This is a genomic window from Candidatus Andeanibacterium sp. (assembly GCF_057143545.1).
Map to the genome: position 1 here is coordinate 1 of NZ_DBNHSF010000058.1, position 23,890 is coordinate 23,890.

25 protein-coding genes are annotated in these 23,890 nt (G+C 62.8%); 12 read left to right on the forward strand and 13 right to left on the reverse strand.

Features of this window, described 5'->3' with window-relative positions:
- Both AC16XC_RS03820 and ppdK read left to right on the forward strand, forming a co-directional pair.
- Positions 1-789, forward strand: a 789-nt coding sequence (locus AC16XC_RS03820) for a glycine--tRNA ligase subunit beta (RefSeq protein ID WP_484033314.1), incomplete at its 5' end; no start/stop codon positions are given.
- 130 nt (positions 790-919) lie between these two features.
- Positions 920-3,586, forward strand: a complete 2,667-nt coding sequence (gene ppdK / locus AC16XC_RS03825; protein ID WP_484033315.1) for a pyruvate, phosphate dikinase — start codon at positions 920-922, stop codon at positions 3,584-3,586.
- A gap of 73 nt (positions 3,587-3,659) precedes the next feature.
- On the opposite strand, the gene AC16XC_RS03830 is transcribed toward ppdK, so the two are convergent.
- The gene (locus AC16XC_RS03830) at positions 3,660-4,406 is read right to left on the reverse strand and encodes a methyltransferase (protein WP_484033316.1); all 747 of its coding nucleotides are present in this window, start codon (positions 4,404-4,406) and stop codon (positions 3,660-3,662) included.
- A gap of 29 nt (positions 4,407-4,435) precedes the next feature.
- On the opposite strand from AC16XC_RS03830, the gene AC16XC_RS03835 reads away from it, so the two are divergent.
- From AC16XC_RS03835 to AC16XC_RS03850, 4 genes are all read left to right on the forward strand, one after another.
- Positions 4,436-5,269: a ComF family protein gene (locus AC16XC_RS03835; RefSeq protein ID WP_484033317.1), complete on the forward strand. Its 834-nt coding sequence runs from the start codon at positions 4,436-4,438 to the stop codon at positions 5,267-5,269.
- Between the two features lie 299 nt (positions 5,270-5,568).
- Entirely contained in the window at positions 5,569-5,946 is a 378-nt protein-coding gene (hisI, locus tag AC16XC_RS03840; protein WP_484033337.1) for a phosphoribosyl-AMP cyclohydrolase, read from the forward strand.
- A 51-nt stretch (positions 5,947-5,997) separates the two neighbouring features.
- Positions 5,998-6,432, forward strand: a complete 435-nt coding sequence (locus AC16XC_RS03845; RefSeq protein ID WP_484033318.1) for a MerR family transcriptional regulator — start codon at positions 5,998-6,000, stop codon at positions 6,430-6,432.
- 19 nt (positions 6,433-6,451) lie between these two features.
- Positions 6,452-8,257: an acyl-CoA dehydrogenase C-terminal domain-containing protein gene (locus tag AC16XC_RS03850; protein WP_484033319.1), complete on the forward strand. Its 1,806-nt coding sequence runs from the start codon at positions 6,452-6,454 to the stop codon at positions 8,255-8,257.
- Between the two features lie 34 nt (positions 8,258-8,291).
- Here AC16XC_RS03850 and AC16XC_RS03855 read toward each other — a convergent pair whose 3' ends face one another.
- The 7 genes from AC16XC_RS03855 to tyrS form a co-directional block, all read right to left on the reverse strand.
- On the reverse strand, positions 8,292-8,702 hold the full coding sequence (locus AC16XC_RS03855; protein WP_484033320.1) for a hypothetical protein: 411 nt from the start codon (positions 8,700-8,702) through the stop codon (positions 8,292-8,294).
- A gap of 33 nt (positions 8,703-8,735) precedes the next feature.
- Positions 8,736-9,128 carry a PilZ domain-containing protein gene (locus AC16XC_RS03860; RefSeq protein WP_484033321.1) on the reverse strand — a complete coding sequence of 131 codons (393 nt, stop codon included), beginning with the start codon at positions 9,126-9,128 and terminating at the stop codon, positions 8,736-8,738.
- Between the two features lie 111 nt (positions 9,129-9,239).
- Entirely contained in the window at positions 9,240-9,950 is a 711-nt protein-coding gene (locus AC16XC_RS03865; protein WP_484033322.1) for a dienelactone hydrolase family protein, read from the reverse strand.
- Positions 9,947-10,864 carry a cysteine synthase A gene (cysK, locus tag AC16XC_RS03870; protein WP_484033323.1) on the reverse strand — a complete coding sequence of 306 codons (918 nt, stop codon included), beginning with the start codon at positions 10,862-10,864 and terminating at the stop codon, positions 9,947-9,949. Before cysK ends, AC16XC_RS03865 begins: the two co-directional genes overlap by 4 nt.
- Before the next feature lie 34 nt (positions 10,865-10,898).
- A complete protein-coding gene (locus tag AC16XC_RS03875; protein WP_484033324.1) occupies positions 10,899-12,149 on the reverse strand; it encodes an MFS transporter in 1,251 nt (416 codons plus the stop codon).
- 92 nt (positions 12,150-12,241) lie between these two features.
- A complete protein-coding gene (locus tag AC16XC_RS03880; protein WP_484033325.1) occupies positions 12,242-12,580 on the reverse strand; it encodes a PilZ domain-containing protein in 339 nt (112 codons plus the stop codon).
- Positions 12,581-12,689: 109 nt separating this feature from the next.
- A complete protein-coding gene (gene tyrS, locus AC16XC_RS03885) occupies positions 12,690-13,922 on the reverse strand; it encodes a tyrosine--tRNA ligase (RefSeq protein WP_484033326.1) in 1,233 nt (410 codons plus the stop codon).
- Between the two features lie 51 nt (positions 13,923-13,973).
- Here tyrS and AC16XC_RS03890 point away from each other — a divergent pair, with 51 nt between their 5' ends.
- The 3 genes from AC16XC_RS03890 to AC16XC_RS03900 all read left to right on the forward strand — a co-directional run bounded on the left by AC16XC_RS03890 (position 13,974) and on the right by AC16XC_RS03900 (position 16,070).
- Positions 13,974-14,510, forward strand: a complete 537-nt coding sequence (locus AC16XC_RS03890) for a DOMON-like domain-containing protein (protein ID WP_484033338.1) — start codon at positions 13,974-13,976, stop codon at positions 14,508-14,510.
- On the forward strand, positions 14,507-15,709 hold the full coding sequence (locus AC16XC_RS03895) for an exo-beta-N-acetylmuramidase NamZ family protein (protein ID WP_484033327.1): 1,203 nt from the start codon (positions 14,507-14,509) through the stop codon (positions 15,707-15,709). Before AC16XC_RS03890 ends, AC16XC_RS03895 begins: the two co-directional genes overlap by 4 nt.
- A 97-nt stretch (positions 15,710-15,806) precedes the next feature.
- Complete coding sequence (locus AC16XC_RS03900) at positions 15,807-16,070, forward strand: GlsB/YeaQ/YmgE family stress response membrane protein (RefSeq protein ID WP_484033328.1); 264 nt, start codon at positions 15,807-15,809, stop codon at positions 16,068-16,070.
- A gap of 27 nt (positions 16,071-16,097) precedes the next feature.
- Here AC16XC_RS03900 and AC16XC_RS03905 read toward each other — a convergent pair whose 3' ends face one another.
- Positions 16,098-17,282 carry a vWA domain-containing protein gene (locus tag AC16XC_RS03905; protein WP_484033329.1) on the reverse strand — a complete coding sequence of 395 codons (1,185 nt, stop codon included), beginning with the start codon at positions 17,280-17,282 and terminating at the stop codon, positions 16,098-16,100.
- Positions 17,283-17,361: 79 nt separating this feature from the next.
- Here AC16XC_RS03905 and AC16XC_RS03910 point away from each other — a divergent pair, with 79 nt between their 5' ends.
- Entirely contained in the window at positions 17,362-18,108 is a 747-nt protein-coding gene (locus AC16XC_RS03910) for a glutathione S-transferase family protein (protein ID WP_484033330.1), read from the forward strand.
- A gap of 98 nt (positions 18,109-18,206) precedes the next feature.
- The gene (locus AC16XC_RS03915) at positions 18,207-19,604 is read left to right on the forward strand and encodes a methyl-accepting chemotaxis protein (protein ID WP_484033331.1); all 1,398 of its coding nucleotides are present in this window, start codon (positions 18,207-18,209) and stop codon (positions 19,602-19,604) included.
- 8 nt (positions 19,605-19,612) lie between these two features.
- Here AC16XC_RS03915 and AC16XC_RS03920 read toward each other — a convergent pair whose 3' ends face one another.
- Genes AC16XC_RS03920 through AC16XC_RS03930 form a run of 3 tightly spaced genes read right to left on the reverse strand, consistent with a single transcriptional unit; the run spans position 19,613 to position 22,414 of the window.
- Positions 19,613-20,686 carry a hypothetical protein gene (locus AC16XC_RS03920; protein WP_484033332.1) on the reverse strand — a complete coding sequence of 358 codons (1,074 nt, stop codon included), beginning with the start codon at positions 20,684-20,686 and terminating at the stop codon, positions 19,613-19,615.
- Positions 20,683-21,540 carry an AAA family ATPase gene (locus AC16XC_RS03925; protein WP_484033333.1) on the reverse strand — a complete coding sequence of 286 codons (858 nt, stop codon included), beginning with the start codon at positions 21,538-21,540 and terminating at the stop codon, positions 20,683-20,685. Before AC16XC_RS03925 ends, AC16XC_RS03920 begins: the two co-directional genes overlap by 4 nt.
- Positions 21,533-22,414 (reverse strand): DUF817 domain-containing protein, encoded by an 882-nt coding sequence (locus tag AC16XC_RS03930; RefSeq protein WP_484033334.1) that lies wholly within the window; start codon positions 22,412-22,414, stop codon positions 21,533-21,535. Before AC16XC_RS03930 ends, AC16XC_RS03925 begins: the two co-directional genes overlap by 8 nt.
- 41 nt (positions 22,415-22,455) lie before the next feature.
- On the opposite strand from AC16XC_RS03930, the gene AC16XC_RS03935 reads away from it, so the two are divergent.
- Positions 22,456-23,544 (forward strand): methyltransferase, encoded by a 1,089-nt coding sequence (locus tag AC16XC_RS03935; protein ID WP_484033335.1) that lies wholly within the window; start codon positions 22,456-22,458, stop codon positions 23,542-23,544.
- Between the two features lie 12 nt (positions 23,545-23,556).
- Here the strand turns inward: AC16XC_RS03935 and AC16XC_RS03940 are convergent.
- A partial coding sequence (locus AC16XC_RS03940; protein WP_484033336.1) for a hypothetical protein occupies positions 23,557-23,890 on the reverse strand: 334 nt, incomplete at its 5' end.

The window sequence follows — 23,890 nt, forward strand, 5'->3', positions numbered from 1 at the left end:
CTGGATACGCTCTTGAGCTTTTTCCTGATCGATGAAGCCCCGACTGGTTCACGCGACCCATTCGCACTTCGTCGAGCCGCGTTGGGCGTCATTGCAATCATTCTGCAGAACAATCTTCGGCTCCGTATTGAAGACGCGCTCTTGTCGCGCGTGCTCGACCATTTCTCGGAGTTCTTAGAAGTTTGGAACAATGACATTGAAAAGAAATTGGCGGCGTTCTTCGCCGAGCGCCTCAAAGTCCAGCAGCGCGAGGCCGGGGTTCGCCACGATCTGATCGACGCCGTGTTCGCGCTGGGCGGCGAAGACGATCTTGTCCGCCTGCTCGCGCGGGTGAAGGCGCTCCAGAAATTCATCGAAACCGACGACGGCGAAAACCTTCACATCGCCTACAAGCGCGCCGCCAATATCCTCAAGAAGGAAAACCACCCCGTCACCCCCGCGCAGGCGGGGGTCCAGGGGGGGGGTACTGAGGTCGGACTGGATTCCCGCCTTCGCGGGAATGACGAAGCTGGTGGAAAAGCACTGTCCTACACGCCGGAAAAGGTCGAGAAGGCGCTGATCGATGCGCTCGATGCCGCCGGGCCCAAGGCTGACAAAGCTGTCGAAGCCGAGGATTTCGAACGCGCAATGTCGGCCCTGGCACTGCTGCGCGCACCGATCGACGCTTTCTTCGACGAGGTTACGGTGAATGACGAGGACAAGGAAAAGCGCGCCAGCCGCCTCGACCTGCTTGCGCGGTTTCGTGCTGCAGTGCACAAAGTGGCGGACTTTTCGAAAATCGAAGGGTAGGAATATTCTATTTTCCCAGGACCGTGCCTGTGTCACTCCGGCATCGGTTTCCTCAGGATAAACAAGGCTTTGCCTGGGGTGACGGCAAGGGTTACACCTGTCACTTGTGTCACCCTCAAAAGGATTTCGAATGGTGGCATCGGTCTACAGCTTCGGCGGTGACGCCGCTTCCGCCGATCCCCGCTCGCGCGACAAGACCATCGTCGGCGGCAAGGGGGCAAACCTCGCCGAGATGGCCGCAATCGGCCTCCCGGTCCCGCCCGGCTTCACGATCACGACCGAGGAATGCGTGAAATACCTCGCCGGAGGCAGCGACTTCAGCGTCGAATTGCGCGCAGAAGTCGCCAGGGCGCTCTCTCATATCGAAGCCGCTGTTGGCAAGAAATTCGGCGATCCCACAGACCCGCTGCTGGTCTCGGTCCGCTCGGGCGCGCGGGTTTCGATGCCCGGCATGATGGACACGGTGCTCAATCTCGGGCTCAACGACGAGACGGTGAAGGGCCTTGCCGAAACCTCGGGCGACGAGCGCTTTGCATGGGACAGCTACCGCCGCTTTATCCACATGTATTCCGATGTCGTGCTCGGGCTCGATCATGGGCTGTTCGAGGAAGCGCTCGAAATCGCCAAGGAAGACAACGGCTTCTACGCCGATACCGAAATGGACGCCGAGGACTGGAAGCGCCTGGTCGCGGAATACGAGGCGATCGTCGAGCAGGAGATGGTCAAGCCGTTCCCGCAGGATGTCAGCGAACAGCTGTGGGGCGCGATTGCCGCGGTGTTCGATAGCTGGGATTCGGACCGCGCCAGGGTCTATCGCCGGCTGAACGACATTCCGGGCGATTGGGGCACAGCGGTCAATGTCCAGGCGATGGTGTTCGGCAATATGGGCGACACTTCCGCCACCGGGGTCGCCTTCACGCGCGATCCGGCGACCGGCGAGAAGGCCTATTACGGCGAATGGCTGGTCAATGCCCAGGGCGAGGATGTCGTCGCCGGGATTCGAACCCCGCAATATCTCACCAAGGCCGCGCGCGAGCGCGCCGGAGCCAAGGCTCCCAGCATGGAAGAGGCGATGCCCGAGCCCTATGCCGAGCTCGCCCGCGTGTTCGAGCTGCTCGAGCGGCACTACAAGGACATGCAGGACATCGAATTCACCGTCGAACGCGGCAAGTTGTGGATGCTACAGACCCGCAGCGGCAAGCGCACCGCCAAGGCCGCGCTCAAGCTCGCGGTCGACATGGTCGGCGAAGGCCTCATCGACGAGACCACCGCGATCATGCGGGTCGATCCGATGGCGCTCGACCAATTGCTCCACCCGACACTCGACCCCGCTGCTGTCCGCGACGTGATAACCAGCGCGCTGCCGGCTTCGCCCGGCGCGGCCTCGGGCGCGATCGTGCTCGATGCCGAAACCGCCGAGACCCGCGCGGCCCGCGGCGAAAGCGTGATCCTGGTGCGGGTCGAAACCAGCCCGGAAGACATCCACGGCATGCACGCGGCCAAGGGCATCCTCACCGCGCGCGGCGGGATGACCAGCCACGCGGCGGTGGTCGCGCGCGGGATGGGGCGGCCCTGCGTATCGGGTGCGTCGGCGGTGCAAATCGACATGGCGTCCCGCTCGCTCAGGATTGGTGGGCGCGCGCTCAAGGAAGGCGACATAATCACGCTCGATGGATCGACCGGCCAGGTGATGGCCGGCGAAGTGCCAACCATCGAACCCGAGCTGGCGGGCGATTTCGCCACGCTGATGGAATGGGCCGACCGGCATCGGCGGATGAAGGTCCGCACCAATGCCGAAACACCCGCCGATTGCCGGATGGCGCGCCAATTCGGTGCCGAAGGCATCGGGCTGTGCCGGACTGAGCATATGTTCTTCGACGACGAGCGGATCACCGCCGTACGCCACATGATCATGGCCGACGACACCAAGGGCCGGAAGCAGGCGCTCGACAAGCTGCTGCCCGAACAGCGCAAGGATTTCATCGCGATCTTCGAAGTGATGCGCGGTCTGCCGGTGACGATCCGCCTGCTCGACCCTCCGCTGCACGAATTCCTGCCGCATACGGAAGAGGATTTCGTCGAACTCAGCGGCGCGACCGGCTTCGGGCTCGACCATCTGAAGCGCCGGGCCGAGGAGCTGCAGGAATTCAACCCGATGCTCGGCCATCGCGGGTGCCGCCTGGGGATCACCTTCCCCGAAATCTACGAGATGCAGGCGCGGGCGATCTTCGAGGCCGCCTGCGAAGTCGCGGCCGGACACGGTGAGGCGATCGTACCCGAAGTGATGGTGCCGCTGGTCGCGACCAGGCGCGAACTCGATATCCTGAAGGATGTGATTGACCGCGTGGCGGGCGAGGTCTTCGCTGAGAAGGGCACGGTGCTCGATTATATCGTCGGGACGATGATCGAGCTCCCGCGCGCGGCGCTGATGGCGGGCGAGATCGCCGAAACCGCGGCGTTCTTCAGCTTCGGGACCAACGATCTGACCCAGACCACGCTCGGCCTCAGTCGCGATGATTCGGGGCGTTTCCTGCCGGCCTATGTCGACAAGGGAATCTTTGCGCGCGATCCGTTCGTGAGCCTCGACATCGATGGGGTCGGGCAGCTGGTTTCGCTCGCGGCCGAGCGGGGCCGGGCGACGCGGCCGGACATCAAGCTCGGCATTTGCGGCGAGCATGGCGGCGACCCGGCGAGCATCCGCTTCTGCGAGGAAGTGGGCCTCGACTACGTCAGCGCCTCGCCTTATCGCGTGCCGATCGCGCGGCTGGCCGCGGCGCAGGCGGCGTTGAAGGCGTGAGTCCCTACGAAGGCAGGGACCTCGTGCCACTTGCGCTTTGCATGGGGCCCGAGATTCCCGCCTGCGCGTGAATTCACGCCCGCCAGCCGCTCAGCGTCAGGATCTCGAAATGCTCGGTCACCCGGCCATCCGCGTCGGCGAGCTCGGCGAACTTGGCCTCGGCGCGGGCGAGGGCGGATTTGGTGAGTAGCGGTCCGGGATCGGCAAGGACATTGCCCAGACCTTGGGCACGCAGGTCGTGCACCAATGCCAGAAGGGACGGAAAACTGACGTCGATCCCCCGGCTATCGACCACCGGATTGGCAAAGCCGCAGCGCTGGAGCAATTGCCCGCCGGTGCGCACATCGACCATCGGGTGCATGCGCGCTGCCGGACGGTCTCCATCCGCGGCAAGCATGCATTGACGCAGCACCGGCAGGCTGCCCGCGCCTAGGAAGCTTGCGATCATCAACCCGCCGGGTGCGAGCGCATTGCACAGATGGATCAGCGCGCCGGGCAGGTCGTTGACCGTATCGAGCGTGCCGAGACTGGCGATGGAATCGAAACCGCCGAACGGGTAGGGAGCCGCTTCGTCGAGTCCGGGAGGCGCAGTGGTGATATCGCCCTGCAATTGCCGGGCAAGCGAGCCGGTCCAGTCGCCGATGATCAGCGATCGCCGGGGCTCATGATTGAGGAAACCGATCCGTTCAAGTACGTCCTCGACCATGTCATCCAAAATATAGCGGGGAGCATCGGAGCGCGTTTGCAACGCCAGCATTCGTGCTCGTCTCGCTGCTCTTCGCGCAGGCGAAAAGATCGTCGGGGGGGTGGAACCGGACATCGCGCCCAACTGCACGGCTTGCCTCGTCCATGCAAGCAAGGCAGCATGGCGCGGTGGCATTCGTCCAGACCCTGTCCGCTTCGTTCGCACCGCTGGTCGATTTCGTCTTTCCGCCGCGCTGTCCCGTCTGCGGCGGGGCGATCGCCGCCCAGACCGGTCTGTGCGCGTCATGCTGGGCGGAGCTGGCAATTCCTGGCGAGCCGGCCTGCACGCGCTGCCAGCGGCCGTTCGGCGCCGGTGTGCAGCTGGGGAGCGTTTGCGGGCCGTGCCTCGCGGCGCCGCCGAAGCATGACGGGATCGCCGCCGCGACGCTCTACAACGACACCTCGCGCAGACTGGTGCTGGCCTTCAAGCACGGAAGGAGGATCGCGCTCGCCCCGATGCTGGCACGGCTTATTGCTGCCCGCCTGGCAAGCCTCGAGGGCGAGTGGCTGGTGGTCCCGGTCCCCTTGCATCGCTGGCGGCTGTGGCGACGCGGGTTCAACCAGGCGGTGCTGTTGGCCGGCGAATTGGCGAAGCTCAAGGAACTGGACTTGCTGGTCGACGGCCTGGTCCGCCGCAAGCCGACGCCGGTGCTCGGCGGTCTAGGACGCAAGGCGCGGGCGCGGGCGATCCAGGGCGCGATCGCGGTCAATCCAGCGCGGCGGGCCTTGCTGGAGGGCAAACAGGTCCTGCTGGTGGACGACGTCCTGACCAGCGGTGCCACCAGCGACGCCTGTGTCGCCCAGTTGAAGCGTGCCGGTGCCAGACGAGTCAGGATCGCCTGTTTTGCCCGGGTGCTAGACGAAGCGCTCGATCACGCGGGGCGGAACGCAAAAGCGCCCGAGGAATTCCTCGGGCGCTCACGTGACGATTCTGCTTAGGCCGTCGCTCGAAGCGATTGTGGCGTTACCCCCGTATTGCCACGACCTAATTCCCTCATTTCAAACGACAGGCCCTCGTCGAAAGCCATGCCGAGACCCCCTATTCCTTGGCGCTGTTTGCAGCTGACCCGGTATTGGTGGGCGGTGACATGCACCGCGAGTGGAGTAATTCCATCGAATGGGCGCTGGCGGAAGGGGGGTCGCGGGAATCCATGGATTTTGGCGGCTATCTGTGGTTATCCTGCAACAAGACTTCATGACGCCAGGCACCATAAATCGGACGTGAAAGGACCGGGATCATTTCTGAAGACTCTGAAGACGCGGCCAATATCGAGCAGGGAACGGCATTCGTCCCGAAATTCGACACCAATGGCCTGCTCGCCGCAGTGGTGACCGATGCCGACACCAACCAGGTGTTGATGGTGGCGTTCATGGACCGGGAGGCGCTTGCCCGGACCCGCGAGACCGGCCGGGCCCATTTCTACTCGCGCAGCCGTGGGCGACTGTGGATGAAAGGCGAGACATCGGGGAACGTCCTCGAGGTCGTCGAACTGCTGGTCGATTGCGACCAGGATGCGATCGTTGTGAGAGCCCGCCCTTCCGGTCCGGCCTGCCACACCGGCGCGGCAAGCTGTTTCTATCGCAGGCTGGATGGGGACCTGCTTGTTCCTGCCTGAGTTGACCTTTACGTAAAGGTCAACTAGATTGCCGGCATGGCCACTGCAGCGATGAACGGATCTGCGAATGACTCCCATTCGGGAGCGCATCTGGAGCGACCCGACGAGGAGGAACGCGAGACCTATTCGATTTCAGATCTCACCCGGGAATTCGGCTGCACCGCGCGCGCCTTGCGGTTCTACGAAGACGAGGGCCTGATCGCGCCAACGCGGCAGGGCCTCACGCGCATCTATTCCAAGCGCGATCGCGCCCGGCTTGCATGGATCATGCGGGCCAAGAATGTCGGCTTCAGCCTCGCGGAAATCCGCGAGATGATCGATCTCTACGACCTCGACGACGGACGCGCCGAACAGCGGCGAGTGACGATGCAGCGCTGCAAGGAAAAGATTTCCAAGCTGAAGCAGCAGAAAGCCGACATCGAAAGTTCGATCCGCGAACTGAGCGACTTCGTCAATATTCTCGAACATCTCGAACTGGCTAGATAGCCCCTCTGGAGAGACCCCTATGCCGATTTACAAGGCCCCGACCCGCGACACGCGCTTTGTCATCAACGAGCTGCTCGAACTCGAAAGCTACGGCAATCTGCCGGGCTTCGAAGCGGCTACCCCCGACATGGTCGATGCGATAGTCGAGGAGGCCGGCAAATTCGCTGCCGAGGTTCTCCAGCCGCTGAACCAGGTCGGCGACAAGCAGGGCTGCACCCGTCACGACGACGGCAGCGTGACAACGCCGGACGGCTTCAAGGAGGCCTATGCGCAATATTGCGAGGCCGGCTGGGGCACGCTCTCGCTTCCGGCCGAATATGGCGGGCAGGGCCTGCCGCATGTGCTGGGATTTGTCCTCGAAGAGTATCTTTGCACCGCGAACCACGCCTTCGCCATGTATCCCGGGCTGACCAACGGGGCCGTGTCGGCAATCCTCGCCACCGCATCCGACGAGCTCAAGCAGAAATATGTGCCCAACATGGTTTCCGGCAAATGGCTCGGCACGATGAACCTGACAGAGCCGCATTGCGGGACCGATCTCGGCATGATCCGGACCAAGGCCGAGCCGCAAGGCGACGGCACCTATGCGATCAGCGGGACCAAGATCTTCATCTCGGCCGGCGAGCACGACCTGGCCGAGAACATCATCCATCTTGTGCTCGCCAAGACGCCCGGCGCGCCGGATTCGTCCAAGGGCATTTCGCTTTTCATCGTGCCCAAATTCCTCGTCAACGAGGATGGTTCGCTGGGAGAGCGCAACAGCGTCTCCTGCGGTTCGATCGAACACAAGATGGGCATCCACGGCAATTCGACCTGCGTAATGAATTACGACGGCGCCAGGGGCTGGATCGTCGGCGAGGAAAACAAGGGTCTCGCGGCGATGTTCATCATGATGAATGCAGCGCGGCTCGGCGTTGGCGTGCAGGGCCTCGGCCAGGCCGAGGTGGCCTACCAGAACGCCGTGCAATATGCGCAGGACCGGCGGCAGGGCAAGGCGCTCAAGGACCGGCCCGATCCCGCAGCGCGCGCCGATCCGATCATCGTCCATCCCGATGTCCGGCGGATGCTGATGGATGCCAAGGCTTTCAACGAAGGGATGCGCGCGCTGGTCCTGTGGGGCGCGCTGCAAGTCGATCTCGCGCACAAATCGCCAAGCGCGGAAGACCGGGAAGCGGCGGACGATCTCATCAGCCTGCTGACGCCGGTGATCAAGGGCTACGGCACCGACAAGGGCTATGAAGTCGCCAACAATATGCAGCAGGTGTTCGGAGGCCACGGCTATATCTGGGAAACCGGGGTCGAGCAGTTCGTCCGGGATTCAAGGATCGCGATGATCTACGAAGGCACCAACGGGATCCAGGCAATGGATCTGTGCGGGCGCAAGCTCCCGGCCAAGGGCGGCAAGGCGATCCAGGCCTTCTTCAAGCTGGTCGAGGAGGAAGTCGCCGCCGCCAAGGGCGACGAAGTGCTCGGCCCGATCGCCGAGCGGCTCGAAAAGGCGCTCAATGAACAGAAGGCCGCGACTATGTGGTTCATGCAGAACGCAATGCAGGACCCCAACCAGCTCGCGGCCGGCGCGCACCACTACATGCATATCATGGGGATCGTGACCTTCGGGTTGATGTGGCTGCGCATGGCGAGAGTCGCGCAGGCGAAACTGGCGGCGGGATCGGACGACAAGGCATTCTACGAAGCCAAGCTTGTCACCGCGCGCTATTTTGCCGAGCGCTTCACCCCCGATGCCGGTGCGTTGCGGCGCAAGATCGAAGGCGGGGCCGAAGCGATGATGGCCTTGACGCCGGAGCAGTTCGAAACTGCGGCGTAATCAGGAATGGTAATCGGCCAGCGCGCCGACGCGCCTAGATCTTGCGCAAGGTCGAAACTTCCCGAACCGGGTTCGCGACCTTGTGTATCCGGTCGACTTCCCAGCCGGTGGCCTGTCGGCGTTCGGCCTGCTTGTGCTTGATCTTTTCCGAAAGAAATTCGAGGTCGATCTCGTCGGCCAGCGCGATCCCGAAGGAATCGCCGTCCACCCAGCGGACCGTGCCATGGATGGGCGGGGAATCGAGCAGGTTGAGCGTGACGTCCGATCCCTCTTGCGGCACTTTCCCGCGGGTCGAAGCGCCGATACCGGTCTTAGAAACGTTCCAGATCACGATGTCGCGCGCCAGGGCGAATTTGTCGACGAGTTCCGCGCGAATGATGCGGTGCGACCTCAGGTCGCGTTTCTGCCCGCTGGTTGGCTGGAAATCATGCTGGTGAATGGTCATCGCGGGGCGCCGGAGTGCTTCAGGCCTTGCCTGCTATTTGGATGCCGGGCGAAACCGGATGATGCGAGCATCGACGTCGACCGCTTCGTCGAGTTCGGGCAGCCGGTCGTGGCGATAGGCTTTCGGTGCCGAAACCTTGAGTGTGTTTCCTGCGGCATCGGCGAGGTCCGAACCTCGCAACGGTTCGGAGAATTCAAGCCCGAACCAGGGCGCGTCGACCCACGCCACCTTGCCGTTCATGTGCGTGTCGCCGCATGACAGGCCGATCTGTTCGCCGACCGGTGGCGGGCTGGAGGATTCGATCATTGCGCCTTCAAGCGATACGTCGCGAATGCGGACATCCTGCTGGCCGCCTGCGCACTCGATCCTTGCCGAGAGCAAGACCCGCGAGCGTTTCGGACTACGCTTTTGAATTGTCGCACCCATTTCCTGCACCTCCGAAAACGCCGGAAGTCTAAGGCGCAGCGGCTAAGAATGAATTAATGCAGGGCCAATTGCCGAGTATCCGCCGGGGACAGGCAATTGCAGGGGCCGAAATCACCCGAACACCTCGTCGAACAGCGAATGCATTGCCGCCCAGCTCTGGCGATCCGCGCTGGCATCGTAGGCCACCGCATCGTTACCCTGCACCGGATAGGGATTGGTGAAACCGTGTTTGACCCCCGAATAGGAATGGAAATGCCAGTTGGCCCGGGCCTCGGTCATTTCCCGCCAGAACTGGACGACTTGCTGGCGGGGGACCATGGGATCGGCGTCGCCATGGCAGACGAGGATGCGGGCGGAAATCGTGCCGGGCGCAGCGGGCAGGTCGGTCCCGAGCAACCCGTGGAAGCTGACGACACAAGCAAGCGGCGCTCCGTCTCGCGCCAGTTCCAGCACCGCACCTCCACCCATGCAGAAGCCGATCGCGGCCATCGGCATATCGGGTCCGAATTCGGGCAGCGAAGCGAGCGCGCGCAAACCTGCCTTGAGCCGCTTGCGATAGGTTTCAGGGCCCTGTTGGCGGATACCCGCCGCAAGTTCGCGCGCGCGGGGAAAGCCCGCGGGCTTCTCGCCATAGTAATCGACGATAAGGGCGAGATAGCCCGCCTTGGCCAGGGCCTGCGCCTTGTCTTCGACCGCCTGGGTCGTGTTCATGATCGTCGGATAGACCGCGATCGCCGCGCGCGGAGTGCCGGCCGGGCGAAACAGCAGCCCGGTCAGCGCGGTTTCGCCGTCGGCGTAGGGGACTTTTTCGAAAGCGCTCATTCGGGCAGGAATTCGGGCACCGACAGATAGCGTTCGCCGGTGTCGTAATTGAATCCCAGGATCCGTGCACCGGCATCGAGTTCGGGCAGCTTCTTCGAAATTGCCGCCAGCGTTGCGCCCGATGAAATCCCGACCAGCAACCCTTCCTTCGTGGCGCATTGGCGCGCCATCTCCTTGGCGTCTTCCGCGTCGACCTGGATCGCCCCGTCGATCGCCCTGGTGTGGAGGTTGCCGGGAATGAAGCCGGCCCCGATGCCCTGGATCGGGTGCGGTCCGGGCTGGCCGCCCGAGATCACCGGCGAGAGTTCGGGCTCCACGGCAAACGCCTTCATTCCGCTCCAATGCTCCTTGAGCACCTCGGCACAGGCCGTGAGGTGGCCTCCGGTCCCAACCCCGGTGATGAGGACATCGATCGGCGTGTCGCTGAAGTCGGCGAGGATTTCCTGTGCGGTGGTCTTGGCGTGAACTTCGACATTGGCCGGGTTTTCGAACTGCTGGGGGATCCAGCTGTCCGGCGTCTGCTCGTGCAGCTGGGCCGCCCGTTCGAGCGCACCCTTGACGCCCAGCTCGCGCGGGGTGAGGTCGAAGCTCGCACCATAGGCGAGCATCAGCCGCCGCCGTTCGATCGACATGCTTTCGGGCATCACGAGGATGAGCTTGTAACCCTTGACCGCGGCGACCATCGCCAGCCCGATCCCGGTATTGCCGCTGGTCGGCTCGATGATCGTGCTGCCGGGCCGCAAGTCGCCCGACTTCTCGGCTGCTTCGATCATCGCCAGCGCGATCCGGTCCTTGATCGAACCGCCGGGATTGGTGCGCTCCGACTTTACCCAGACTTCGTGTTCGGGAAACAGCCGGGAAAGGCGGATATGCGGCGTATTGCCAATGGTTTCGAGGACGTTGTTGGCTTTCATTGCGAATCCTCCAGCGGGGTCGTTTGTGGGAAGACTAGACCAATTCCTCGGGCGGGTCGAAGGTTCGTGTCTTGCGCAGCACCGGGAACAGGCGGCTCCATGCCAGCACCGTCACGATCGCACCGACACCGCCGACGACCACCGCCGCGACCGGCCCGATCGCGAAGGCGAGCGAGCCCGAAAAGAAGTCGCCGAATTCGTTCGAGGCGGAAATGGTCATCTGCGAGACCGAAGAGACCCGGCCGCGCTTGTCGTCGGGCGTGTGCAGCTGGATCAGCGACTGCCTGATATAGACCGAGAACATGTCCGCGCAGCCGACGATGAACAGCATCGCCAGCGAGAGCGGCATGAATGTCGAGAGGCCGAAGACGATCGTCGCCAGCCCGAATATGCCGACTGCCCAGAGCATTTTCGGTCCGACATTGGTCTTGAGCGGCCGAAACGAGAAATAGGCGGCCGTTACAGCCGCGCCGACCGCCGGTGCGGCGGCGAGTTGGCTCAGCCCGGTCGCGCCGACCTCGAGGATGTCGCGAGCGAACACCGGGAACAGGGCGGTGGCCCCGGCAAGGAATACGGCGAACAGGTCGAGCGTGATCGATCCGAGCACCATCTTGTTGCGCCAGACATAGTGCATGCCCTCGATCATCTGACTTACCGGCTTTCGCGCGCCTACGACCACCGTCCTGGGAGTCGGGCCGATGAAGCCAAGCGAGACGATGGATAAAAGGAACAGCCCCAGCGCCACGCCATAGGGCAGCGCGGAATCGATAACGTAGAGATAGCCGCCCAGCGCCGGCCCGACGATCATCCCGACCTGCCAGGCGATCGAGGACAGGGCGATGGCGTTGGGCAGGATTTCCCTTGGCACGAGGTTGGGCGCGAGCGCGCTCAGCGCAGGGCCAGCGAAGGCCCGCGCGATCCCCAACAGGATCGCCACGCCGAACAGCCAGTAAAGCGAGATCGCGTCCTGCAGCGTCAACAGTGCCAGGATCGCTGCGCATGCGGCCTGCAGCAGGGTGGTCAGCTGCGAAAGCTTGCGCCGGTCGAGGCGGTCGGCGGTAAGCCCCGAAAAGGGGGTGAGCACGAACAGCGGGAGGAACTGGAGCAATCCGATCAGGGCCAGCTGGCCCGAGGCTTCCCCCACGCTCATTCCGCTGTCGCGCGCGATATTGTAGGTCTGCCAGCCGATGATCAGCAGCATGGAATATTGCGCCAGCGTCATCGCCAGGCGCCCGAGCCAGTAGGCCCTGAAGTTTGCTATCCGGAAGGGCGACCTGGGATTCATCACCGGGCGCCAATGGCACCGGCTCCGGTCAAAGCCAAGCAATCAGAAGATTTGGTAAGCCAAGCGGCGCTATACCGCCCGATCGAACGGCGTCAGCGGCGGTTGCGCAGGCGCGGATTGGGCTGGAGCGACTCGATCATGTGCATGAAATCGTCGAGCCGGATGATCCGCTCGAACTGGAAGCCGGCACGATCGTCGCGGGTCCAGATGACATAGGCTTCGATCCGTCCGATTTCCGGCAGACGGATGATCACCCGCTCGCCGCGATTGAGCCCGGCAGCATCGTCGACCATGAAGCCATGCGCGGAGATGTTGACGACATGCAACGAGATGTCTCCGCGATCGCGATGTTCCGCAATCACGGGGAAGTCTACCGGATGCCGCGCAGCACGGCGCAATTCCGGGACCGAGAGTTGAGCTCCACCTGCCACTGTCCACGACCTCCATCACTAAACTATGCGTGGAGGTACCTTCTGGCAGGAAAACTCTGCCAAATCGTAAAGGCGCGATTAGGCCTTTCTCAACAGCTTGATCCGGGGTTTACAAGCCGCGCAAGACGCCGTGGCGTTTCTTGCCGAGGCTCAGTTTGCGGGTCTCGCCGCTGGCGATCTTGACGAGTAGCGCAGGGTCCGAAACCGGCTCGTCGTCGAGCCGGACGGCCCCTTCGGCGATCTTGCGCTTCGCTTCGCCGTTCGAGGCGGCAAAGCCGATCTCGGTGCAGGCCTGGGCGATGCGGATGCCATCGGCGGGCACGCCAAGCTCGGGCAGGTCTTCGCCAATTCCACCCGAACCGAAGGTCGTGGCGGCGGTTTCTTCAGCGGCTCTGGCCGCTGCTTCGCCGCGGACCAGTTTCGTGACCTCGTTGGCGAGCACGATCTTGGCGGCGTTGATCTCGCTGCCTTCGAGCGCTTCGAGCCGGGCAACCTCGTCGAGCGGGACATCGGTGAACAGCCGCAGGAAGCGGCCGACATCGCGGTCGTCGGTGTTGCGCCAATATTGCCAGAAGTCCCAGGCTGGCAGGGCATCCTCATTGAGCCAGACGGCTCCGGCGGCAGTCTTGCCCATTTTCGAACCGTCGGCGGTGGTAATCAGCGGGGTGGTGACGCCGAACAGTTCCAGCCCGTCCTTGCGCCGCGCGAGCTCGATTCCGTTGACGATGTTGCCCCACTGGTCGGAGCCGCCCATCTGCAGGCGGCAGCCATTGCGCAATGCCAGTTCGCGAAAATCGTAGGCCTGGAGGATCATGTAGTTGAATTCGAGGAAGGTCAGCGGCTGTTCGCGTTCGAGCCGCAACCTGACCGAGTCGAATGTCAGCATCCGGTTGATGGTGAAATGCGGTCCGACATCGCGCAGCAGGTCGACGTAACCGAGTTCACCAAGCCAGTCATCGTTATTGACCATCACCGCCCCGGTCTCGCTGTCGTCGAACCGGAGCAGGCGCTCAAACACGGTGCGGATCGAAGCGATGTTGTCTTCGATTACCTCGTGCGTAAGCAGTTTGCGGCTTTCGTCCTTGCCCGAAGGATCGCCGATCTTGGTGGTGCCGCCGCCCATGACGACGATCGGCCGGTGTCCGGCCTGCTGCAGTCGGCGCAGCAACATGATCTGGACCAGGCTGCCGACATGGAGCGATGGCGCAGTGGCATCGAAGCCGATATAACCCGGCACCACCTGCTTGCTGGCGAGGGCATCAAGGCCCTCGGCATCGGTCAGCTGGTGGATATAGCCGCGCTCGTCGAGCAGGCGCAGCAGGCTGGACTTGTAATCGCTCATGATGCCCTCTTGTCAGGCGCGGGCGGTTAGCACGGAGGAACAAGGTTGCAAATCTATCCTTTGGCTTGCCACCCCGATCACCCGGCCACCGGAATTTCATCGATCGAAGCGCGCATCATCGGGCATGATGCAAACTGGCTGCGCTTGCGCTGGCGGATCGACGGGGCCGGCACGCTCGTCGTCCCGGCCTTCGCGGGCAAGGGCAGGGCGGATGGGCTGTGGCAGACGACCTGTTTCGAGGCGTTCCTGATGCCCGAGGGCGGGTTGGCCTATGTCGAACTGAATCTCTCGCCGTCGGAACGCTGGGCGGCCTATGATTTCGACGACTACCGCGCGGGCATGCGCGAGCGGGAATTCCCGCGCGAACCCGATTGCACCATGCGGATCGGATCGAGTTTCGCGATTTTCGATGCGGCGATACCGGCTTCCGGCCTGCCAGGAGTGCCCTGCGGGCTGGGCCTGTCCGCCGTGATCGAGGAGGAGGGCGGCGTGCTGTCCTTTTGGGCGTTGGCCCATCCCGAAGGCAAGCCCGATTTCCACCATCCGGCTTGCTTTGCAGCAACGCTTCCTGCACCCGCGGCAGTATGAAGTTCGGCATCGATCGCCTGCTGGCGGACCCCGGGCTCCGCAAGCCGCTCCACGGCAAGCGCGTCGCGCTGGTCGCGCATCCGGCCTCGGTGACCGAGAGCCTGGTCCATTCGCTCGATGCGCTGTTCGAATGCGACGGGGTGAACCTGGCTGCCGCCTTCGGCCCGCAGCATGGGCTCAAGGGCGACAAGCAGGACAATATGATCGAAACCGGTGACGAGATCGATCCCGTCTACGGCATCCCGGTCTTCAGCCTCTATGGCGAGGTTCGCCGTCCGACGGCGGCGATGATGGACACGGCCGATGTCTTCCTGTTCGACCTGCAGGACCTTGGCTGCCGGATCTACACCTTCGTCACCACGCTGCTGTATTTGCTCGAAGAGGCCGCAAGGCACGGCAAGTCGGTCTGGGTGCTCGACCGGCCCAATCCGATCGGCCGCCCCATCGAGGGGCTCACCTTGCGCCCGGGCGAGGAGAGCTTCGTCGGCGCCGGGCCGATGCCGATGCGGCATGGCCTCACACTCGGCGAAATGGGCCGCTGGTTCGTCGATCATTTCAAGCTCGACGTCGATTACCGCGTGATCGAGCTGGAGGGCTGGCAGCCCGAAACGGGCCCCGGCTTCGGGTGGCCGCACGATCGCGCGTGGATCAACCCCAGCCCAAACGCCGCGACGCTCAACATGGCGCGGGTCTATCCCGGTTCGGTGATGCTCGAAGGGACGACTTTGAGCGAGGGGAGGGGGACGACCCGCCCGCTCGAAGTGCTGTTCGGCGCCCCCGATCTGGGGGCCGGAGAGGTGCTGGCTGAGATGGAACGGCTCGCGCCGCACTGGCTCGACGGGTGCCGGATCCGGGAATGCTGGTTCGAACCGACCTTCCATAAGCACCAGGGCCGGCTGTGCAACGCCCTGATGGTCCATGCCGAGGGCCCATTCTACAGCCACGCGAAATTCCGGCCATGGCGGCTTCAGGCGCTGGCATTGAAGGCGATCCGCCGGCTTCACCCGAATTACGAAATCTGGCGCGATTTCCCCTATGAGTACGAGACCACTCGGCTTGCGATTGATGTGATCAATGGCGGGCCGCTTCTGCGCGAATGGGTGGACGATCGCTCGGCTACACCCGGTGATCTGGACGTCGAAGCCGCGCGCGACGAGGCACATTGGCGGGAACAGACCGCCCGATTCCTGCGTTACTGAAGCATGGGCGTGGCATGTGTGACATTGCTCGCCATTCCATGTAACCATGTCCTCGGGCTTTTTGCCCCGTTTCGGCCGTATAAAGCAGGAGAGACTTATGGGTTGGATTATCGCAATAATCGTGGGCGGCATTGCCGGCTGGCTGGCCAGCAAGGTGATGAACCGCGATGCGTCGATGGGCATATTCTGGAACGTTGTCGTCGGTTGCGTTGGCTCGGTGGTGGGCAATCTGGTCGCGAACCAGTTCGGCATCGTCGGCTCGGTGCAGGAATTCTCGATCACCGGCCTGCTGGTTGCGGTGGTTGGCGCAGTCATCTTGCTGGGCGTGCTCAACCTGATCCAGCGCGGCCGCGTAAGGTAAGCACATTCCCGCTGCCGGGCAGGGGTCTTAATGCCCCCGCTTGCGGCTTAGCGACCGCATCGCCTGGTCGATCCCGTCGAGGGTGAGCGGGTACATGCGCTCGCCGATCAATTGGCGGATGATCCCGGTCGAGCTCGAGTGGTCCCAATACCGCTCCGGCACCGGGTTGAGCCACGCCACCGCCGGATAGGCGCTCGCTACCCGTTCGAGCCAGCGCGCGCCCGGTTCCTCGTTGAAATGCTCGATCGCCCCGCCGGGTTGGAGGATCTCGTAGGGACTCATCGCCGCATCGCCGACGAAGATCACCTTGTAGTCGCTCCCGAACTTGTGCAGCACATCCCAGGTCGCGGTCGCCTTGGTACGCTTCCGCCGGTTGTCCTTCCACACGGATTCATAGAGGCAATTGTGGAAGTAGAAGAATTCGAGGTGCTTGAATTCGCTCGTCGCGGCGCTGAACAACTCCTCGCAGATCCGGATATGCGGATCCATCGACCCTCCGACGTCGAGGAACAGCAGCAGTTTGACCGCGTTGTGCCGCTCCGGCCGCAGGCGGATGTCGAGCCAGCCTTGCCGGGCGGTGCCCTCGATGGTGGCCTCGAGATCGAGTTCGTGCGCCGCGCTCTCACGGGCGAATTTTCGCAGCCGGCGTAGCGCCAGCTTGATATTGCGCGTCCCCAGTTCGCGGCTGCTGTCGAGATCGCGATACTGGCGTTGCTCCCACACCTTGATCGCGCGGCCGTAAGTGCTCTTGCCGCCGATCCGGACTCCCTCGGGATTGTAACCGGCATTGCCGAAGGGCGAAGTCCCGCCGGTCCCGATCCATCTGTTGCCGCCTTCGTGGCGTTCCTGTTGCTCGGCGAGGCGCTCCTTCAGCGCCGCCATGATCTCTTCCCACGAGCCGAGCGATTTGATCCGTGCCATTTCCTCCTCGCTGAGGAAGCGTTCGGCAACTGCCTTGAGCCAGTCTTCGGGAAGTGGGGCATTCGATTCGTCGTCGTCCGGGACGATCCCGCGAAAGACCTTTTGGAAGACAAGGTCGAAGCGGTCGAGCAGTGCCTCGTCCTTCACGAAAATCGAGCGCGAGAGAAAGTAGAATTGTTCCAGGTTGCGCTCGATCACCTCATTGTCGAGCGCTTCCAGCAGCAGCAACTGTTCCTTGGCCGAGGCAGGAATGCCGGCGTCCCGCAATTGCTCGACCAGGTTGAAGAACATCGATTGGGTCGCCTTATCCGCTTGCTCTTGGCCGCCAGCCGAGTCTAATCCCAAGGCATCAGAAGAGGAATGCCCGACAATGCTCAAGCTGTACAGTTTCGGACCCGGCGCCAACTCGATGAAGCCGATGCTCACGCTTTACGAGAAAGGCCTCGAATACGAACAGCACCAGCTCAATCCCGCCAAATTCGAACATCATTCCGACTGGTTCAAGAAAATCAATCCGCGGGGCCAGGTCCCGGCGCTGGTCGATGGCGAGCATGTGATTACCGAAAGCACCGTCATCTGCGAATATCTGGAAGACGAATACCCGACCGAGGTGAAATTGCGGCCTGAAAGCTCGTGGGGCAAGGCGCAGATGCGGGTCTGGACCAAATGGGTCGACGAATATTTCTGCTGGTGCGTCTCGACCATCGGGTGGCACCGCTATGTCGGCAAGATGGCCCAGGACCTGAGCGATGCGGAGTTCGAGGAGAAGGTGAAGGCGATCCCGATCCCCGAGCAGCAGGTGAAATGGCGCCGGGCCCGCGAAGGCTTCCCGCAGGACATTCTCGACGATGAAATGCGCAAGATCGCCGTCTCGGTGAAGCGGCTCGACGATCACCTGCGCGACAATGAATGGCTCGTTCCCGGACAATACACGTTGGCCGATATCTGCAATTTCGCGATCGCGAACGGGATGCAGTTTGGCTATCCCGAACTGGTGAACAAGGAAGACACGCCGGGCCTGCTTCGCTGGATAGAGCAAATCAACGAACGGCCGGCGGCAAGGAAGATGTTCGCCGATGTCCCGCGCGAAATCCGCCATGAGGACGACAGGAGCTGAACTTCGAGCAACCCGGCCAAAGCGGACAAATGTTAACGGCCTGATAACCATCCCGATGCTAACCCGCCTGCCGAAAATACAATCGGGGATTGGGGCGCATGAAGCACGAAGTGATCGACATCGCCAGGAGCGAGGCCGTCGAAGGCATTTCGCAAAGCTGCAGCGATGTTGCGATGGGCTGTTCGGACGTAGCGGGCCTGGTCCAATCCGTGATCGAATCCTCCAAGCAATTGCGCAACGAGCACGTCGCGCTGCTGGGCACCATCGAAGCGCTCAACGAGGACCAGACGAAGGTTTCCGAAGCAAGCGAGGAGGCGCGGCTCCTGTCCAACAATGCCATCGGGCACCTCGGCAAGGGCACCGAGCATATAAGGTCGTCGCTCGCGCAAATCGGCCAGTTGCTCTCCCTGGTCGATACCTTGACTCGCCATGTCACAGGCTTTGCTGCAGCGATGGACCAGGTGCGCAAGAGCTCGCAGGATATCGAGCAGCTGGCGCAGACCACCAATATCCTCTCGCTCAATGCCGCGATCGAGGCGGCGCGTGCGGGAGACGCAGGCAAGGGCTTTGCGGTCGTTGCGACCGAAGTAAAATCGCTTGCCAACAAGACCCGCGCCGCGACCGACGAAATCACGCGGACGATCGATGCGCTTGGCAGCGAAGCCGAGCAGGTGATCGGCCAGATCGAGAACGGCGAAGAGCTCAGCGAGAAGGCGCGAAGCTCGGTCGGACTAATCGAAGAGACGCTCACCGGCGTGATCGAGATGGTCGGCGAAGTCGACAACCAGAACGAGCAGATCACCAAGGCGACCGCGACGATCAGCAAACATGTCGGCTGCCTGCAGGACGTGCTGCACAGTTTCAACCAGGCGGCGCTGGAGAACGAGGGCAAGCTAGGTGAAGCCCAGGACCGGATGGTCTCTTTGGAAGAGATTTCGAACGTAATGTTCGACCAGATCGTCCATGCCGGCCTGTGCCCGAAGGATGACGAGATCATCGCCCTGGCGCTCAAGGCTGCGAAAGAGGTCAAAGGCGCGGTGCTCGACGCGCTCGAATCCGGCGAGCTCGATGAAGCGAGCCTGTTCGACGACAACTATATCGAGATTCCCGGCAGCAATCCGCAGCGCTTCCGCAATCGCTTCAGCGACTGGGCGCATCGCAACTGGCGCCCGATCCTCGACCGCGTGAAAGCATCGCATCCATCGGTCGTCGCTACCGTCTGCGACGATCGCAACGGCTTCCTCCCGACGCACCTGACCGAGCGCAGCCAGGAACCCACCGGGAACTACACGCATGATTTACAGTATTGCCGCAACGGCCGGATCATCTTCAACAATGTCGACCGCCGGCTGAAGAAGTGCGACGCGGAATATTCGCTCGCGCTCTATCGCTATGAAGGCGACGGACGGAATTACCGGGTCGTCCGCCTGGTCAGCATCCCGATGTATTTCAACGGCCGCCGCTGGGGCGAATACGAGATCAGCTACACGCTGTAAGGACCAGGCTACTCTGTGGAGCGAGGAGCCTCCGTGCTCATCGGCGCGACGATATTGATCCGGCTGTTCGGTTCGCGATCGTAAGTACCGAGCGCTCGCCCTGCATCGAGGGCTGCCATCGCCTGTTGCGGCGTGGGTGTCGTCAGGAACAGCGCATAATAGGCATTTTCGGTCGAAGTTCGAAAGACCACCGGGATCGGGTTGTTTTCTATCCGGCTTGCCAGATCGCCCAGCAGCCCGTCCCAGTGACCCACGGATAGCACGACCCCGGCATCGAGAAATGCCATGACATATGCATCGCTGCGGCCATTAGGGCGGAAGATCGTGTAATCGGCGGGCGATGAAGGATCGCGGCACCAGACTGTTCGCGCAAGCTGCGGCAGCACGCTGCCTTCGCCGGCCACCACATCCATCGATGAAAGGATGGCCGTGAGCGTGTTCGCGCTATCCTCGACCGCACGCTCCGCATCGGGCAGGTCGAGTGCATTGCTGCAATCCTCGACGAGATATGCCGCGGGCGTTTCAGGTGCGTCCTGCGCGGGCGGGAAACTGTTCATTATGCGATCGACCAGTGTGTCGAGCTCCACGACGTTACGGTCGTAGGAGCTCGCCCGGATCTTGAACAGCCAGTCTCCGCGCTGCATCAAGGCGACGCCGGTGCTGGCGATCCTGCTGCCTCGCGTCGCATAGGTCATGCGCATACCGCTAGGGATCTCGCTGCCTTGCGGGGCAACGAACCGGATGACGGCCTGGTCCCGGTCGAAGGGTTCGAAGCCCTGCCGGTTCAGCATGATCTGGGTGACCGGCCCTGACCAGAGCGAGACATCCGGCAATCCCGCCCGATAGAAATAGACCGTGACTTCTTCGCCGCCTTCGATCCCGCCATAAATCGCGGCAACGTCGTACTGATCGTCGCTGAAATCGAAGATCCGGGAGAGTTCGAGGCCCGCGATCTCGCCCGGGAATATCGTTCCGCTGCGTTCGTGGGTCCAGTCTTCGCCGGGGGCCATGGCAATGTCGCCCGTAGCGAAGCAGGGCGTGGCGCCCATCAGGGCGACAAGCGCGATCAGCAATCTCTTCATCCGTTCCTCCGGTTCATGAAGGCCAACCGTTCGAACAGCATCACATCCTGCTCGTTCTTGAGCAATGCCCCGTGAAGTGGCGGGATCGCCTTGGTCGGATCGCGGTCCTGCAGCACCTCCAACGGCATGTCTTCATTCAGCAGCAGCTTGAGCCAGTCGAGCAGTTCCGAAGTGCTTGGCTTCTTCTTGAGGCCCGGGACGTCGCGAATGTCGTAGAAGATTTCGAGCGCTTCCTTGACCAGCCGCTTCTGGATTCCGGGGAAGTGGACATCGATAATCGCCTGCATCGTCGCGCGGTCGGGGAAGGCGATGTAGTGGAAGAAGCAGCGGCGCAGGAAGGCGTCGGGCAGCTCCTTTTCGTTGTTCGAAGTGATCACCACGATCGGGCGCTGTTTCGCCTCGATCCGTTCGCCGGTCTCGTAGACATCGAATTGCATCCGGTCGAGCTCCTGCAACAGGTCGTTGGGGAACTCGATATCGGCCTTGTCGATCTCGTCGATCAGCAGGACGGGCAGCTGTTCGGAGGTGAACGCCTGCCATAACTTCCCGCGCTTGATGTAGTTGGAAATGTCGTGAACCCGCTCGTCGCCCAATTGCCCGTCGCGCAGGCGGGCGACCGCGTCGTACTCGTACAGCCCCTGGTGCGCCTTGGTGGTCGATTTGATGTTCCATTCGATCAGCGGCGCATCGATCGCCCTGGCGATTTCCAGCGCCAGCACGGTCTTGCCGGTGCCGGGTTCGCCCTTCACCAGCAGCGGCCGCCTGAGCAGGACGGCGGCGTTGACCGCGACCTTGAGATCCTCGGTCGCGATATAGCTCTCGGTCCCGGCGAAGCGCTGGATCGGGTCAGTCATCGCTGTCGGAATTAGGCGGCGCTGCCCGGCCATGCAAGGCATGGACGAGGATGAAGGAAATATACATCAAGAGGTACCACGCCCCCAGCTTCATCGGCGATACCATCGTCCATTCGCCGTCCTGCGAAGGGTAGGTCCAGGCGCGGGCAAAGGTGCCGAGGTTCTCGGCGAACCAGATGAACAGCGCAACCAGCAGCCAGCCGAGCAGGAGCGGCATGCGCCGCTCGGTCCGCCAGGGCGTAAAGCAGGCCCAGGTCCGCCAGAACAGCACGGCCATCACGGCAAACAGGCCGATCCTGATATCCGGCAGGAAATGGTGCGAGAAGAAGTTCACATAGATCGCCACGCCCAGCGCCCAGGCGAGGTAGCGGTTGGGAAAGCGGGTGAAGCGCAGGTCGAAAATCCGCCAGACGCGCGCGAGATAGCTGCCGACGGCGGCATACATGAAGCCCGAGAACAGCGGCACTTCGCCGACCCGCAGCACTGCCTCGCCGGGATAAATCCAAGAGCCCGCGCTGGTCTTGAACAGTTCCATCGCCGTCCCGACGACATGGAAAGCGAGGATGACCTTCGCCTCATCGAGCGTTTCGAGCCTGAAGGCGAGCATGCCGAGCTGGATCAGCACCGCCATGAGCGTGATGAAATCGTAGCGGTGGAGCGGCGCATCGTCGGGATAGAACAAATGCGTCGCCAGCAGCAGTGCCAGCATCAGCCCGCCGAACAGGCAGGCCCAGCCTTGCTTGAAGCCGAACAGCAGGAATTCGTAAGCCCAGCTTGGCCAACCTTGGGCGGGCTCGAAGGCCTCGAGCCGGGCGCGGATCGCCGCGAAGCGGGTATGGGCTGCTCGATCCTTGCGATTGCCGGCCTCTGCCATCGAGCCTGACTAGGGCTTCCCTTGCGCCTTGCCAATTCCATATGACAGCCATCAAGCGCGGTGTTAGCCTTGCCGACAAATTGAGCGAAACGGGAGAGGATCGCTTGGCCGAGAAACTGGACGAAGCCGCCGCGGCATCGCGGCTGATGGAAATGTCGATTGCCCATTGGGCGGGGGAATTGCTGTTGCAGGCGGCCGAAATGAGCCTGGCCGACAAGTTTCCGGCCGATGAGCCCCGCAGCGCCGCCGATCTCGCGAGCGAATACGGGATGCGCCATCGCGAACTCTACCGCTATCTTCGCGCGCTCACCGGCCTCGGCCTGCTGGAGTTCGCCGGAAAGGACACATTCCGGCTGACCGACCTCGGCGCTGCGCTCCGCACCGGCTCGCCCGGCAACGCCCGCTCGGCGGTAATCGCGCTGGTCGGCGACATGGTGAAGCCGGCGTGGAAGGAATTCGATCACGGGCTTTATACCGGTGACACCGGGTTCGAGAAGGCCCACGGAATGGGCCTGTTCCAGTATCTCCAGCACAATCCCGGCATGGCGACCTTCTTCAGCGAGACCATGGTCGGTTTCCACGGGCGCGAACCGCCGGCGGTGGCCGAGGCCTATGATTTCAGCGGGATCGGTTCGCTGGTCGATGTTGGGGGAGCCTCGGGCAACATGCTCGGCCATGTCCTGTCGCGCCATCCGGGGGTGCGGGGTGTGCTCTACGACCTGCCGCATGTGGTCGCCGACGCGCCGCCGCTGCTCGAAAGTTTCGGGGTGCAGGACCGGGTGACGATTGAAAGCGGCGATTTCTTCGAGAGCGTGCCCAAGGGCCACGATGCCTACCTCCTCAGCCATATCGTGCATGATTGGGACGACAGCGAAAATGCCAGGATCCTCGGCAATGTCCGCGAGGCGATGAACCCTGGCGGGAAGCTGCTGATCGTCGAGATGGTCCTGCCCGAAGGCGACGAGCCGCATATGGGCAAGATGCTCGACATGATGATGCTGCTCGTTCCGGGCGGGGAGGAGCGGACACCGAGCGAGTATTCGCAGCTGCTCGAACCGAACGGCTTCAGGGTAATCCGCGTCGTGCCGACCGCATCGGCGGTCAGCGTGGTGGAGGCGGTGAGGGCCTGATCCTGGGCATTATCACTCCGCGGCCGAAGGAGAGGGAAGGATTACAGTGGTCCCGCCTTCTGGCTTGAACACAACTGCCGCGATGGGATTTTCCGACCGTAGCAATTCGATTACCTTGGCTGGAGAGATCAGCCCCCTGAACGGCGCATAGAGATTGGTGCGCTCGTCGTTCATCACCATCGGCCAGAAATTCTTGCCACCGGTGCCGCGATAACGATCGGGTCGCGTGTCGAGAAACCCGGGCAACTCGTATTCACCGACCGAAGCGGCCATCCCGGCATCGCCAATTGCCATGACATAGGAATCCTCGTCTGCCTTCGCGCGATAGACACCGTAGGCAAGCGTG